We start from the raw sequence: 14,849 nt of genomic DNA, 5'->3' as shown, positions 1-14,849 counted from the left end.
TTACTTAGAAAAAATTCAGAATTGTTTGGGTGACTGGCACTTTATTTGGCAAATGGGAGACTTGCTAGTACGCCGTTGTACAATTTTAAAATGACATAAACTAATAACGAGAATAGTAATGTCCACATGAAAAGCTCAAATATGAGTAATCCAATTGTTCCACCCATAGACATATAAAGGCTCATTTTATAAATACGATAAATGAAATATATAAAAACCGTTAATACAAAAATACCTGCCAATACATAGATAGATTGAATTGCAAAGGCAGAACACATTGCACCAATAAATAAAATGACATAGCCTTCACGTGCTTGACTCACCGCAGCCCCTTCATTGTCTTTCGAAAAAAACAACATTCCTAGTTCATGAATTGTTTCTCCAACTAGTTTGAGTGCTGAAAAAGCCATAAAAAAGATAAGCGCAAACACAACGAGTAACAATACACGTAATTCAAAATCTGATAAAAATTCTCGCATTCCAGAATAAACACCGATTGCTTGAAACAACTGTAATGCTTCACCTACGGCATACATGCCGAACGTTAAACTAAATAATAAAATTGTAATTAATGGTAAATAACCATATATGTAAGGGTTCCTCATAAAAAATTTTTTTCCTCTGTTTTTTTTGATAACTTCCTATTTATAATATAGCGAAAATTCTCCTTGTATCCAAGCTAAATCCTACGAGTCGATATGCATTCCCTACAAAAGTACGTTATAATTATTACACTTACCTGCATAAAGGAGGATTTTTTTGTTACAAGTACTCTATATTTTCATCCCGATGCTTGCTGCAATTTTTGTGCCTTTTATATATAAAAGCATTAAAAATATTCACACAGGCTGGTTTGTTCTTGCAGTACCTGCTACACTCGCCGTGATTTATGCTACTTATATAGCGAGAGTTGCAAAAGGCGAAGTATTTTATGATGGGATTCCTTGGATACCATCACTTGATATTTCTGTTGTATCTTATTTAGACGGACTTAGTTTATTATTTTCATTACTAATTACTGGAATTGGCTCACTTGTTGTGCTTTACTCCATTTTCTACTTAGATAAACATAAAGAAAAACTACATAATTTTTATGTTTACTTATTACTATTTATGTCCGCTATGCTCGGTGTTGTACAATCAGACCATTTAATTACTTTGTACTTTTTCTGGGAATTAACATCTATTTCATCGTTCCTATTGATTGGTTATTGGTACACACGCGATGCTTCTCGCTTCGGTGCACTAAAATCGATGATGATTACCGTTTTTGGCGGCTTAATGATGTTAGGAGGATTTATCCTTCTTTATTTAATGGGTGGAACATATTCAATCCGTGAACTTATTGCAATGGCACCAAACTTAGTGCAACATCCGTTATTCATTTGGGCCCTTATATTATTGCTGTTTGGGGCGTTTACGAAATCTGCACAATTCCCATTTTATATTTGGTTACCCGATGCAATGGAGGCGCCGACACCTGTCAGCGCATATCTTCACTCTGCAACAATGGTAAAAGCAGGTATTTACTTAGTTGCTCGCTTTACACCTATTTTTGCAGCTTCTGAACTTTGGATTTGGCTTGTTACAGGGGTTGGTCTGCTAACGCTCTTCTGGGGTTCGTTCTTTGCAGTAAAGCAAACCGATTTAAAAAGTATTCTTGCCTTTTCTACTGTCAGTCAGCTTGGGCTAATTATGTCATTACTAGGAGCTGGTGCAGTTGCATTTCATGTAAATGGAGCAGCAGATTCAATGTTTAAATATGCAGCTTTTGCAGCCATTTTCCACTTGATTAACCATGCAACATTTAAAGGTAGCTTATTTATGATTGCTGGGATTATCGATCATGAAACAGGTACACGTGATATACGTAGACTTGGCGGATTAATGAGCATCATGCCTCTTAGTTTTACGGTTGCGGCTATCGGTAGTTTTTCAATGGCAGGATTACCACCATTTAATGGCTTCCTAAGTAAGGAAATGTTTTTAACGGCGATGTTATCACTTCAGAATTTCGAATTTTTCGGCTTTGATACATGGGGCGTGCTGTTCCCAATTGTTGCTTGGATTGCGAGTATTTTTACGTTTATTTATAGCTTTTACTTTGTATGTAGAACATTTACAGGAAAATATAAACCAGAACTTTATGCTCATAAACCACACGAAGCTCCGATAGGCATGCTTATATCGCCGATGATTTTAGCATCATTAGTCGTGATTATTTTCTTCATTCCGAATCTTATTGGTGATACGTTTGTGAAGCCGGCTGTACAAGCTATTCAGCCGTTTTTATATAATGCACCTGAAGATATCAACATTCACGTGGCAGCTTGGCATGGCGAAATTACACCAGAATTAGTTATGACAATTGGCATTGTTATTATAGGCGTCTTATTATTTGTTGCCTTACCTAAATGGCAAGGCATCTACAAGCTATTCCCGCGTGCTCTTACGTTCAATAATGCCTATGACAAAATGATGCTTGCTTTAGATGTAGGGTTAAATCGTGTATCACGTCTTTATATGACGGGATCTATGCGTCACTATCTACTGTATATGTTTAGTGGCATCACCGCTATTTCAATTGGAACCTTATTTGTAAAAGATGCCTTTTCACTATCTTTTGAAGGTACAGCACCAATCCGCTCATACGAACTAATTTTAATTGTCGTGTTAATGATTGGAACAGCGATCACAATTTTTGCAAAGTCACGACTGACAGCAATCATTGGGCTAGGCTCTGTCGGTTATACTGTTGCATTATTCTTTGTTATTTTTAATGCACCTGATTTAGCGTTAACTCAACTAGTTATCGAAACCATTTCGGTTGCGTTATTTTTATTGGCGTTTTATCATCTTCCGAAGCTTGGCAAGCGCGAAGAACGTATGCGCTTTCAATTAAATCGTGCGATTATTTCAATCGCAGTTGGTGTGATGGTGACACTTATCGCATTATCTGCACATTCGCAAAAACTTGTGCCGACCATCTCAAAATATTATGAAGAAACCGTTTATTCTAAAGCGGGTGGCGGTAATATTGTCAATGTGATTTTAGTAGACTATCGTGGCTTTGATACATTATTTGAAATTACAGTATTAGGTATTGCAGGTATGGCAATTTTAGCAATGATTAAGCTGCGTATGAATAGAAAGGAGAAACCACATGAAAACAAATGATGTGATTATACAATTTACAGCTAAAATTGTATTCTTCATTATTTTCTTCTTCTCCATTCATATCTTCCTAGCTGGTCATTATACACCCGGTGGCGGCTTTGTTGGGGGGCTTTTAACATCCAGTGCCATTGTACTGTTAGTCCTTGCCTTTGATTTAAATACAGTACGAAATGTTTTACCGATAAACTACACGTATTTAACGGCTACAGGCTTATTATTGGCATTTGCGACAGCCGCATTCCCGATGTTTTTAGGAAAACCATTTTTTACACATTTCTTTGATTATTTCGAATTGCCGCTTCTAGGTAAGCAGTCTTTGCACACAGCAATGCTTTTTGACAGCGGTGTTTACTTGGTTGTTGTTGGCGTTACGATGACCATTATTCAAACGATTGGAGAGGATGAATAATGGAAATAATTATGGCGTTTGTCATTGGCTTTCTGTTTATGGCAGCGGTTTATTTAATATTATCGAAAAGCTTATTACGCATTATTATTGGTACTGGACTTTTAAGTCATGGTGCCCATTTACTTATTTTAACAATGGGTGGATTAACAGGTGAGGCACCTCCTGTTTTAAAAGAAGGAGCCAAAACGTTTGCTGATCCTTTACCGCAGGCATTGATTTTAACTGCGATTGTTATTAGCTTTGGGGTAACGGCTTTCTTCCTAGTACTCGCATATCGTTCCTATCAGGAGCTTGAGACAGATGATATTAGCTTAATGAGAGGAAGTGATGAGGATGAATAACTTCCTTTTACTGCCGATTATCATTCCGTTCTTCTTCGGCATGATGTTAATGTTTGGGCAAAAAAATTTAAAATACCAGCGTTCATTTGCTTTACTAGGCATCCTACTTGCTTTTGTTTCAGCCGTTGCGCTATTAGTAAAGGTTAAAAATGATGGCATTCAGAAAGTCACGTTTGGCAATTGGCCAGTACCATACGGTATTACAATGGTTTCTGATATGATGTCGGCACTGTTAGTAACTACATCATTACTCATTGCATTCTTTGTTGTCTGGTACGGCTTTGGCTCTATTACAAAAGAGCGTGAACGCTTTTTCTATTACCCTGGTATGATGTTTATTTTAACTGGTGTAAATGGTGCCTTTACGACAGGAGATATTTTCAACTTATTTGTATTCTTTGAAGTACTCTTAATGGCGTCGTATTTACTAATTGTGCTAGGTGGAGAAAAAGGACAACTGAAAGGCTCCATTAAATATATTTTAATTAATGTTATTTCTTCTGCTTTGTTTGTTATTACGGTAGCCTACCTTTACTCGGTTGTGGGTACACTAAATATGGCAGACATCGCAGTAAAGATTAGCGACATTCATCAGCCAGGTATTATAACCGTAATTGCTGTTTTGTTTTTAATGGTTTTTGGACTAAAAGCAGCCATATTCCCACTTTACTTCTGGCTTCCAACTTCTTATGCTGCTGCACCTATTCCCGTGTTAACACTTTTCGGTGCACTGCTTACTAAAGTTGGCGTTTATGCGATTACGCGCACATACACATTATTTTTTGTACACGATTTATCGTATACACATGATTTACTAATGGTGCTAGCCATTGGAACAATTATTGCTGGCTGTATCGGCGCACTAGCCTATTTCGATGTCAAGCTCATTATTATTTACAACATCGTGATTGCAGTAGGTGTCATTTTGTTTGGTGTTTCCCAAATGAATGAAATGGCGCTAAAGGGCGCAATGTTCTATTTGATACATGACATGCTTATAAAAGCAGCCCTCTTTATGTTAATTGGTATTGTCATCTACATTACTGGTACATCAGATTTACGTAAAATGGGCGGTCTTATGAAAACATATCCTGCTCTTGGATGGTTCTATTTAATTGCTGCCTTTGGTTTAGCTGGGATTCCTCCTCTTAGTGGTTTCGTTGGAAAGCTTTTAATTGTGCAGGGGGGCTTTGAGGCTGGCAGTATGTGGAGTAGTATCTTTATTTTAGCCTCCTCTTTACTTGTCCTACTGTCGGTTATTCGTATTTTCCTATATGCCTTCTGGGGAGAGGAAAAGGAAACTAAGGGAACTGTCGATAAAAAAGTCTATACTACACTTTTTGTGCCGACTGTCCTATTAGTGCTTATTACCGTTGCCTATGGTGTTGGTTCGGAATGGATGACACCATTTATGAATGATGCTGCAAAACTTTTAAATGACCCATCTATTTATATAGATGCTGTAATGAAGGGGGATTAGAGCTATGGCATTTCAAATTATTTTAAATTTTGCTCTTGCCTTCGTTTGGATGTTCCTTTCATCTAATTACACAGCAACAGGCTTTATAGTAGGCTTCATCCTTGGTATTGTATTGCTCGTCATTATGAGAAGATTTTTCTTTACACGTCTCTATGTATTTCGAGTATGGGCAATTATTAAACTCACTGTTCTCTTTTTAAAGGAATTAATATTAGCCAATGTTCAAGTATTGAAAGTTGTATTAAAGCCCAAACTGGACATGCAACCTGCCTTCTTTGCTTACCCAACTGTATTGAAAGAAGACTGGGAAATTACATTACTATCAAGTCTCATTACATTAACTCCTGGGACTGTTGTAGTGCATGTTTCAGATGATGCTAAAACATTGTTTGTCCATGCTATTGATATTAGTGATGTAGATGATGCCATTGCATCCATTCGAGACTCTTTTGAAAAAGCTATTTTGGAGGTGAGTAAATCATGATGACGTTTATTATTGCAGCGATCGTAGTGATTTGCTTATCGATGATTGCAGTGATTTACCGTATGGTGAAAGGACCCTCTGCATCAGATCGTGTCGTAGCACTTGATTCCTTAGGTGTATCACTTATTTCTTTAATCGCGTTATTTTCAGTTTTAGTGGAAACAAGTTTCTTCCTAGAAATTGTTTTATTATTAGCGATTTTATCATTCATCGGTACTGTTGCTTTCTCTAAATTTATAGAGAAAGGAGATATCATTAAACGTGACAATTCTCGCTAATACGTTAGTTATTTTATTTATTTCGATTGGTGTACTATTTATCGTTGTAACAGCTATTGGGCTGATTCGATTACCTGATTTGTACACACGCGCACATGCCGCATCTAAAAGTGCCACACTTGGTGTTATGTGTGTGTTGGTAGGTGTATTCTTTTATTTTTGGCTAATAGAGGATCATTTTAACCCACGTATTTTATTAGGTATTTTGTTTCTATTCATAACTGGACCTGTCGGAGGACATATTATGACTCGTTCCTCCTACATAGCAGGTGTTAAGCCATGGAAAGGAACCGTACGTGATGAGCTAGGACCAGAAATTGAGAAAATGAAAAAAGAACAAGGTATTAAATAAACAAGGATGAGACAAAAATGAAAAAGTGTTAGATTGACTACAATCAATCTAACACTTTTTTGCTACACCGTTATTGTCCGCTTCGGCGGTGCTTTCCGCTCAGCACAGTAAGCCGCAACCCTCGCTAACGGTTTCTAGTGCCTGGCACTGCGCATATTCAGCGGGCATAGTTAGCATTGAAATTGTTTGAGTGCCTGGCACCCTTTAAATATAGCCTTTATCTGTTAAAAACGTTGTTAACTGCTCTACACATTCCTCAATAGAATAGCGTTCAGTATCCAAAATAAATTCGGGATGTTCAGGTTCTTCATAGGGCGCACTAATACCTGTAAAATTAGCAATTTCCGCATTGCGCGCTTTTTTATATAGACCTTTTGGATCGCGTTGTTCACATGTTTCTACGGAGCATTTCACATACACTTCTAAAAATTCCCCCTCTTCCACTAGCTGTCGAACGACTTGACGATCTTGTCGATAAGGTGAAATAAAGGCTGTGAGTACAATTTGACCACTCTCCACAAAAAGCTTAGAAACTTCCCCGATACGTCGTATATTTTCCTTACGGCTCACTTCGTCAAAGCCTAAATCATTATTTAAGCCATGTCTTACATTATCACCATCTAATACGAACGCCTGATTACCTCGCTCAAATAATGTACGTGCAAACGCGTTTGCTACGGAAGATTTTCCTGATGCCGATAATCCTGTAAACCATAAAATAAAGCTGTGATGTTTGTTTTGCGTGCGACGCTCTGTTTTCGTAATAGAAGCTTCATGCCATACGATATTAGAACTCATTTTAATACCTCCTTACGCATGCCTTTTATTAGTACATCGACAACCTCTTTACGGCTAAATGTACTTGGAGGCACTTCTCCATTACGGAGCATTTCTCGGACTTTCGTTCCTGACAAAATTACATGTGATGCACTATCATGCGGGCAAGTTTTTGTAGTTGCCATGCCTTCACATCGAGTGCAATAAAAACTATGTTCAAACTTTAAAGGCACAATCCCAAGTTCATCTTCGGTAAATTGTTCAAAGATTTTTTGCGCATCATATGTGCCATAATAGTCCCCTACACCTGCATGGTCACGTCCAACAATAAAATGGGTACAGCCGTAATTTTTCCGCACTAGTGCATGGAAAATGGCTTCCTTAGGCCCTGCATAGCGCATAGCCGCTGGGAACACACCTAATTGCACACGACTTTGAGGATAGTAATTTTCCAAAAGCACTTCATAACTCTCCATACGTATAGCAGCAGATACATCATCCGACTTCGTTTCACCGACTAATGGATTTAAAAATAAGCCATCAATTGTTTCTAATGCCGCCTTTTGAATATATTCATGCGCACGGTGAACAGGATTACGCGTTTGAAAGCCCACAATTGTTTGCCACCCTTTGTCTTTAAACAACTGCCTTGTTTCTGTTGGATCAAATGAATACGTAGGGAATATTTGCTCTAGACGCTTAATTAACGTAATTTGACCACCAACATATATCCCCTGCCGTTCATGTAACTTTTTCACTCCAGGATGGGCTAAGTCTTGTGTACCGTAAATAAGTAGTGCCTCTTTTTGCTTATCTGGTTCATATATATCCTCGATATGAATAACACCATAGACATCATTACCATAGATTAATTTTGCTTCATCACCTGGTTGTAAAGTTGCTGCTACTGCCTGATCAACAGGAAGTGTAATCGGTATACTCCACACAATGCCAGAGGCCAACCTTGTATGTTCAACAACAGATTCATAATCTTCTTTAGTTAAGAAACCGTCGATTGGGCTATACCCTCCAATTGCGATTAATTCTAAATCACTTAACGCAATGGTATCCAAAACAATCTCCTTCTCAATATGTACTACTGATTTTTGTGGATTATAAGCTTGCACTAAAGTGCCGCCATGTGGTTGTAAACTCATTCAATATTCCCCCTAATTTTATTTGAATACTATGTTTTATATTTAAATGCCTTCACCTGCATCGTATATTGAGCGTTCTTCTTCACGCATTGTTCGCATTAAACTAATAGCACCAAGCGTTCCGATTATAACGCTCCCCATAATGACGATGGCATATAAATCTTTCTCCATAAATAACTGAATTAGACTATAAGAAATCGCTAATGAAAAAATTGGTGATACAATCCAAATACACATGATTTTCTTTACGATATGTTTATGAAAAATTTGTTTACCGCTTTTCGCCATTCCGATACCAATAATAGAAGAGGAAGTTACTTGCGTTAATGGCACAGGTAATCCAAACAATGAACTAATACCAACAAGCAAGGCACCTGTAGTTGAAATAAGAATACCTTCAGCTTTTTCAAAACGCACTATCTTTTTGCCATTTGTTTCGAGTACACGTCTTCCTAGCAACAACGCCCCTAGTGCAACAAAAGCACCGCCTAGCCAAATACCCTTTGTCACCGTAATCATACCAGCACCAACAAGTGGGCCTACTGCATTGGCAACATTATTCATACCTGCTGAAAAAGCTTCAAAAAATCCAGCAAATATGAGTAGCACTGTTAAAATTGGGTGGTTTTTTAAAAAGCTCTTCCCTTGAAATTTATACAGTACTTTGCCAACTATAAAGGCAATGACAAACGCAATAACAGGAACGATTACCCAAAAAGACATAATGACGAGCAATGATTTGACATATAGCACGCGGTAGGCAATTCCTACACCTACGACTGCTCCTACGGTCACTTCACTCGTCGATAAGGGAATGCCTAACAAATTGGCAAGAAACAACGCACTTGTCGCAGAAATTAATATAATGATGACGATTTTTACAGTAATATACTGTTGTGGCATAATCCCTGAACTGATAGTCTTGACAACTTCACCGCCACCCAATATAGCGCCTGCCAAAACACCTACCGCACAAATTAACAATGCGTGCCATGCTTTTTTTATAGCGCCTGCCCCATAAGCAACACCCATGGATGCTGCTGCACCACTTGCCCCAATATTCATTGCAAAAAATAAACTTATAGCTAATGCAATATATTCCAGCATGATTTAAACGCCCCTATTCATGTAACCCACATTCAGTTTTACCCGTTCCTTGCCATCTACCTGCACGTAAATCATCCAACGTAAATGCAGGTTGTGTGCAGTGTTCACAGCCAATACTTGGATAGCCTTGATCGTGTAATGGATTGTACGTTAAATTATGCTTGGAAACATAACGCCATATATCTTTCCATGACCAATGAATAAGCGGGCAAATTTTAATTGATTTAAATTTGTCATCACGATTAATAAAATTTGTCTGTTGCCGAGTTGGCGATTGTTCTCTGCGCAGCCCTGAAATCCAAGCTTTTGCTCCTGATAACGCCTCATGTAACGGCTTTATTTTTCGGATGTCACAGCACTGATTAGGATTGGACTTCCATAATTCATCGCCATATTGTGCCTTTTGCTGCTCAAGTGTCAGCTTAGGCTTTTGCAGTATAATCGTTAGCTGCGGATAGTTTGCTTTTACTCGTTCAATCGTGTCATACGTTTCTTTGAAATGGACATCTGTGTCTAAAAATACAATCGTAGCATTTGGCTTTACTTTTGAAATCAAATCAATTAACACAATTCCCTCAATACCAAAGCTACACGCATATACAATCTCATCGCCATATTGAGCATAGCTCCAGCGTAACACCTCAAGTGCACCCTTATAGGATTCATCCACTTCAAAATTAGTCGTTGGCTCCTGCCAAGTTGCATACGTTAACATAAAATCCCCCTCGAAACATTTTCGGATATAGAAAAAGGCGTTTAACAACAGATACAATAATGCATTGTACCTTCGTTAAAACGCCTCTAGTTTGACTAGCCAGCATATATGATAATTGTAAACTAGTAATCTTGTACCTCATTCAACAATCACTTTTCTTATTACCCAATATATACTAAATTACACCTAGTAGTCAACTAGGTTTTGTAAAAATATAAACTTATTTAAAGAATGTCATTTTACACCTCTTTAAACTGTCACTATCGTTATATACAAATAATTTTATTCATAAAAAGAGTCTTTTGCTACTCGTTACTGCACTTAGGGAAAAACCTATCTAAAATTTTAAATATTTTCAATTCCTTGTTGACTAATAGGAAATATATGTTTAATGTGGTACTAAGCTAAAAAACAAAACATGCTGATCAGATTATCTGAAGGCCATCTCCTTAACATGTGTTGATACATGTTGCAAGAGATGGTCCTTTTGCATTTTGTAAGAAAAAGGAGAGATTTTCAATGAAAAAAAGAAAGACTATTTTTCAAACAATTGTACTCTTATCGGGGTTAACAATTATGTTAACAGGATGTAATAGCACGTCCAAAGATAACGATACAACTTCGGAAGACACACAAAAAACAGTTGAGTTACTAAATGTATCTTATGATCCAACACGTGAGCTTTACGATGAATTTAATCAAGACTTTATCGCGAAGTGGAAAAACGAAACAGGTCAAGAAGTAAAAATTCATCAATCACATGGTGGCTCGGGTAAACAAGGGCGTGCGGTTATTGATGGTCAAGAAGCCGATGTTGTCACATTAGCACTTGCTTACGATATTGATGAAATTGCACAAGCTCGTAATCTACTAAACAAAGACTGGCAAACAGAATTTGAAAATAATTCTACACCCTATACTTCTACCATTGTTTTTTTAGTAAGAAAAGGCAATCCAAAAGGGATTCAAGATTGGGATGATTTAGTAAAAGACGATGTCTCAGTCATAACGCCAAACCCAAAAACTTCAGGTGGTGCCCGTTGGAATTACTTAGCCGCATGGGGCTATGCAGCGAAGTTGTATAACAATGACGAGAAGCAAATAAAAGATTTTATGAAGGCTTTGTATAGCAATGTAGAGGTACTTGATTCTGGTGCTCGCGGCGCCACGACTACATTTGTTGAAAGAAAAATTGGTGATGTGTTAATTGCCTGGGAAAATGAAGCTTATTTATCACTTAATGAATTAGGGAAAGATGCATTCGAAATCATTACACCTTCTTTAAGTATTTTAGCAGAGCCTCCTGTAGCAATCGTTGACAAAATTGTTGATAAAAAAGGGACGCGTAAAGTGGCAGAAGCATACCTACAACATTTATATAGTGACATCGGCCAAGAGATTGCTGCGAAAAACTACTATCGACCACGCAATGAAGATATATTAGCAAAATACCAAGCGCAATTCCCGAAGCTTGAACTTATTTCCATTGAAGACTTTGGGGGTTGGACTGAAGCTCAGACAACACATTTTAAAGATGGTGGTACATTCGATGAAATTTACGTTCCACAATAAGGAGGCATATGATGACTAGCCTAACATTTAAAAAGAAGCCGGCTCGTGTTATTCCCGGCTTCCCCCTTTCACTTGGTTATACGATGCTCTACGTAAGCTTGCTTGTGCTGTTACCTTTAGCAATGATTTTCATTCAGACAATGTCCTTAAGCTGGGCAGAGTTTACCGCAATTGTCACCGACCCTCGAGCAATTGCCTCCTATAAGCTAAGCTTTGGCACTGCGCTTGCTGCTGGTTTAGTAAACGTTGTGTTTGGCACCATTATCGCTTGGGTACTCGTGCGCTACCACTTCCCGTTTAAACGTATTATTGACGGTCTTGTAGATTTACCATTTGCTTTACCTACGGCAGTAGCAGGTATTGCTTTAACATCGCTATATGCACCAAATGGCTGGATTGGGCAGTTTTTCAATTTTAAAATCGCCTTTACACCACTCGGTATTATAATTGCTCTAACATTTATCGGTCTTCCATTTGTTGTGCGTACTGTGCAACCTGTTTTACAAAATATTAGTGTAGAAGTTGAAGAAGCCTCAGCAAGTTTAGGGGCAACACGTCTGCAAACTGTATGTAAGATTATTTTTCCTGAACTTGCACCAGCCATTTTGACTGGCTTTTCATTAGCCTTTGCACGTGCATTAGGGGAATACGGTTCAGTTGTCTTTATCGCTGGTAACATGCCGATGAAGACAGAAATTACACCGTTAATCATTATGACAAAGCTTGAACAATATGACTATGCGGGTGCCACGTCTATTGCCGCTGTTATGCTGATTACATCCTTTGTCTTATTATTTACGATTAATCTTATTCAATGGCTAGCAAATCGCCGCTTTATACATTAGGAGGTATTTATGGATCAGTCTACGATTATCGAACCTTTGGCTCCACAAACACGGATTGTAGCAGCAAAGCCCGCTGCCTTACAGGAGCCTCGCTTCTTTCGTTATGTATTAACATTTATTGCACTCGCATTTTTAGCATTTTTTATCGTACTCCCCCTCGTATCGATTTTTATTACGGCCTTTCAAAAAGGGGCAGACGTATACTTTGCAGCAATCACACATCCAGATGCTTTAGCTGCTATTCAGTTGACCTTAACAGTAGTAGCAATTGCCGTTCCTTTAAATGCTATTTTCGGCATTATGGCTGCTTGGGCATTAACGAAATTCAATTACAAAGGTAAAAATTTATTATTAACAGTAATTGACTTACCTTTTGCTGTATCGCCCGTTATTGCAGGCTTAGTATTTATCTTGCTATTTGGTGCACAAGGGCTATTTGGAGATTGGCTATTTGCTAATGACATTAAAATTGTTTTTGCCTTACCTGGCATTGTACTTGCGACTATATTTGTAACATTGCCTTTTGTTGCACGTGAGCTTGTCCCGTTAATGCAAGCACAAGGGAACGCTGAAGAAGAGGCTTCTATTTCTCTTGGTGCAAATGGTTTTAAAACCTTTTGGTATGTAACTTTACCCAATATTAAATGGGGATTAATTTATGGTTTGATTTTATGTAATGCACGTGCCATTGGTGAGTTTGGGGCAGTTTCTGTCGTCTCGGGTCATATTCGAGGCATGACGAATACAATGCCGCTTCATATCGAAATTTTATACAATGAATACCAATTTTCAGCAGCTTTTGCTGTTGCTTCATTGATGAGTGTGTTAGCGATTATAACGCTAGTTATAAAAGATATTGTTGCATGGAAATCGAAATCAATTTAAAGGAGGTATTCTTGCGTGAGCATTCAAATTCAAAATGTTTCTAAGAAATTTGGTTCTTTTCAAGCTTTACAAGATGTATCCATCGATATTCAATCTGGTGAATTGGTAGCACTACTTGGCCCTTCTGGTTCTGGTAAAACGTCTTTACTGCGCGTGATTGCAGGGCTTGAAGCATCGGATGTCGGCGAAATCTTATTTGACGGCCAAACGATTACCAATCGTCACCCGAAGGAACGAAACGTAGGCTTTGTCTTTCAACACTATGCGCTCTTTCGCCATATGACGGTCTTCGATAATGTTGCCTATGGATTGAAAGTACGACCACGTAAAACAAGACCATCCAAAGCAGAAATAACCGATAAAGTAATGACCCTACTGCGACTTGTTAAACTAGACAATTTTTCGGATCGCTATCCCACACAGCTATCTGGTGGGCAACGTCAACGGGTTGCACTTGCACGTGCACTTGCTGTGGAACCTAAAGTCCTTTTACTAGATGAACCATTTGGAGCACTTGATGCAAAAGTGCGTAAGGAATTACGGCGTTGGTTGCGGAAGTTACATGATGATTTTCATATTACAAGTATTTTTGTTACGCATGACCAAGAAGAAGCACTCGATGTTGCAGATCGTATCGTCGTGATGAACAACGGCAAAATTGAGCAAATTGGAAGTCCAGATGAAGTGTACACCCATCCTAAAAGTCCATTTGTTTATGATTTCTTAGGTAATGTTAACCTCTTTAAAGGGCGTTTACATAACGGTAAGTTGACACATGGAGAATTTGCCATTGATGTGCCAGATACGCATGCCCATACGCAAGAAGATGCAGTAGGCTATGTGCGACCACACGATATACAAATTGAAAAAACAGCGGTGGCAGGCACTGTCCCCGCTCATATAAGCCATATTCATTTGCTTGGGCCGATTGTCCAAATTGAACTCCGACGTTGCGACATGGATGAATTTTTAGAGGCAGAACTGACAAAAGAACAATTTTTAAATCTTCAGCTTAAAGTAGGCGACAATGTATTTGTGCGACCAAAGCAATTAAAAGTATTTATTCCAGAAGATTATTCTATTTAAAAAAGCTGGGACAAAAAAGAAAAGTGTTAGATTGACTGCCTTCAATCTAACACTTTTTGCTATGTCGTTGATGTCCATTATGGGGGAAGCATTCTTACCTCCAATTAAGTGTTTCCAAGGGCACACGTAAACCGGGACACTCGCTACCATGGCTAATGTAATTGTTTGAGTGACTGGCACTAAT

The 14,849-nt window shown here is 38.2% G+C and carries 16 protein-coding genes; 11 read left to right on the top strand and 5 right to left on the bottom strand.

Features of this window, described 5'->3' with window-relative positions:
• Nucleotides 1–41: 41 nt before the first annotated feature.
• Nucleotides 42–605 carry a DUF5366 family protein gene (locus C9J37_RS07420; protein ID WP_107894864.1) on the bottom strand — a complete coding sequence of 188 codons (564 nt, stop codon included), beginning with the start codon at nt 603–605 and terminating at the stop codon, nt 42–44.
• Nucleotides 606–759: 154 nt separating this feature from the next.
• Here C9J37_RS07420 and C9J37_RS07415 point away from each other — a divergent pair, with 154 nt between their 5' ends.
• Genes C9J37_RS07415 through mnhG form a run of 7 tightly spaced genes read left to right on the top strand, consistent with a single transcriptional unit; the run spans nt 760 to nt 6,521 of the window.
• Nucleotides 760–3,177: a Na+/H+ antiporter subunit A gene (locus tag C9J37_RS07415; RefSeq protein ID WP_107894863.1), complete on the top strand. Its 2,418-nt coding sequence runs from the start codon at nt 760–762 to the stop codon at nt 3,175–3,177.
• Nucleotides 3,164–3,586 carry a Na(+)/H(+) antiporter subunit B gene (locus C9J37_RS07410; RefSeq protein ID WP_024364872.1) on the top strand — a complete coding sequence of 141 codons (423 nt, stop codon included), beginning with the start codon at nt 3,164–3,166 and terminating at the stop codon, nt 3,584–3,586. Before C9J37_RS07415 ends, C9J37_RS07410 begins: the two co-directional genes overlap by 14 nt.
• Nucleotides 3,586–3,927, top strand: a complete 342-nt coding sequence (locus C9J37_RS07405) for a Na(+)/H(+) antiporter subunit C (RefSeq protein ID WP_024364871.1) — start codon at nt 3,586–3,588, stop codon at nt 3,925–3,927. The genes C9J37_RS07410 and C9J37_RS07405 overlap by 1 nt, the downstream gene beginning before the upstream one ends.
• Nucleotides 3,920–5,407 carry a Na+/H+ antiporter subunit D gene (locus tag C9J37_RS07400; RefSeq protein ID WP_107894862.1) on the top strand — a complete coding sequence of 496 codons (1,488 nt, stop codon included), beginning with the start codon at nt 3,920–3,922 and terminating at the stop codon, nt 5,405–5,407. Before C9J37_RS07405 ends, C9J37_RS07400 begins: the two co-directional genes overlap by 8 nt.
• A 4-nt stretch (nt 5,408–5,411) precedes the next feature.
• Nucleotides 5,412–5,891 (top strand): Na+/H+ antiporter subunit E, encoded by a 480-nt coding sequence (locus C9J37_RS07395; protein ID WP_107894861.1) that lies wholly within the window; start codon nt 5,412–5,414, stop codon nt 5,889–5,891.
• Nucleotides 5,888–6,169, top strand: coding sequence for a Na(+)/H(+) antiporter subunit F1 (locus C9J37_RS07390; protein ID WP_024364868.1), 282 nt, complete (start codon nt 5,888–5,890; stop codon nt 6,167–6,169). Before C9J37_RS07395 ends, C9J37_RS07390 begins: the two co-directional genes overlap by 4 nt.
• Complete coding sequence (gene mnhG / locus C9J37_RS07385; RefSeq protein ID WP_024364867.1) at nt 6,153–6,521, top strand: monovalent cation/H(+) antiporter subunit G; 369 nt, start codon at nt 6,153–6,155, stop codon at nt 6,519–6,521. The genes C9J37_RS07390 and mnhG overlap by 17 nt, the downstream gene beginning before the upstream one ends.
• A gap of 204 nt (nt 6,522–6,725) precedes the next feature.
• Here the strand turns inward: mnhG and cysC are convergent, their stop codons facing one another.
• Genes cysC through C9J37_RS07365 form a run of 4 tightly spaced genes read right to left on the bottom strand, consistent with a single transcriptional unit; the run spans nt 6,726 to nt 10,277 of the window.
• Nucleotides 6,726–7,319 (bottom strand): adenylyl-sulfate kinase, encoded by a 594-nt coding sequence (gene cysC / locus C9J37_RS07380; RefSeq protein ID WP_107894860.1) that lies wholly within the window; start codon nt 7,317–7,319, stop codon nt 6,726–6,728.
• Nucleotides 7,316–8,455, bottom strand: coding sequence for a sulfate adenylyltransferase (gene sat / locus C9J37_RS07375; protein WP_024364865.1), 1,140 nt, complete (start codon nt 8,453–8,455; stop codon nt 7,316–7,318). Before sat ends, cysC begins: the two co-directional genes overlap by 4 nt.
• A 42-nt stretch (nt 8,456–8,497) precedes the next feature.
• Nucleotides 8,498–9,559: a sulfate permease gene (locus C9J37_RS07370; protein ID WP_201262147.1), complete on the bottom strand. Its 1,062-nt coding sequence runs from the start codon at nt 9,557–9,559 to the stop codon at nt 8,498–8,500.
• A gap of 16 nt (nt 9,560–9,575) precedes the next feature.
• Complete coding sequence (locus tag C9J37_RS07365; protein ID WP_107894858.1) at nt 9,576–10,277, bottom strand: phosphoadenylyl-sulfate reductase; 702 nt, start codon at nt 10,275–10,277, stop codon at nt 9,576–9,578.
• Between the two features lie 576 nt (nt 10,278–10,853).
• Between C9J37_RS07365 and C9J37_RS07360 the strand changes: the two genes are divergently transcribed.
• Genes C9J37_RS07360 through C9J37_RS07345 form a run of 4 tightly spaced genes read left to right on the top strand, consistent with a single transcriptional unit; the run spans nt 10,854 to nt 14,665 of the window.
• Complete coding sequence (locus C9J37_RS07360) at nt 10,854–11,849, top strand: sulfate ABC transporter substrate-binding protein (protein ID WP_407656235.1); 996 nt, start codon at nt 10,854–10,856, stop codon at nt 11,847–11,849.
• Between the two features lie 11 nt (nt 11,850–11,860).
• On the top strand, nt 11,861–12,694 hold the full coding sequence (cysT, locus tag C9J37_RS07355; RefSeq protein ID WP_107894856.1) for a sulfate ABC transporter permease subunit CysT: 834 nt from the start codon (nt 11,861–11,863) through the stop codon (nt 12,692–12,694).
• A 9-nt stretch (nt 12,695–12,703) separates the two neighbouring features.
• Nucleotides 12,704–13,579 (top strand): sulfate ABC transporter permease subunit CysW, encoded by an 876-nt coding sequence (cysW, locus tag C9J37_RS07350; protein ID WP_107894855.1) that lies wholly within the window; start codon nt 12,704–12,706, stop codon nt 13,577–13,579.
• Between the two features lie 15 nt (nt 13,580–13,594).
• Nucleotides 13,595–14,665 carry a sulfate/molybdate ABC transporter ATP-binding protein gene (locus C9J37_RS07345; RefSeq protein WP_107894854.1) on the top strand — a complete coding sequence of 357 codons (1,071 nt, stop codon included), beginning with the start codon at nt 13,595–13,597 and terminating at the stop codon, nt 14,663–14,665.
• Nucleotides 14,666–14,849 lie beyond the last annotated feature (184 nt).

Origin of the sequence: Lysinibacillus mangiferihumi (genome assembly GCF_003049665.1) — a bacterium.
In the GTDB taxonomy this organism is placed as follows: domain Bacteria; phylum Bacillota; class Bacilli; order Bacillales_A; family Planococcaceae; genus Lysinibacillus; species Lysinibacillus mangiferihumi.
The sequence above is the reverse complement of the archived record's forward strand: the minus strand, read 5'-3'. Positions and strand labels throughout refer to the sequence as shown.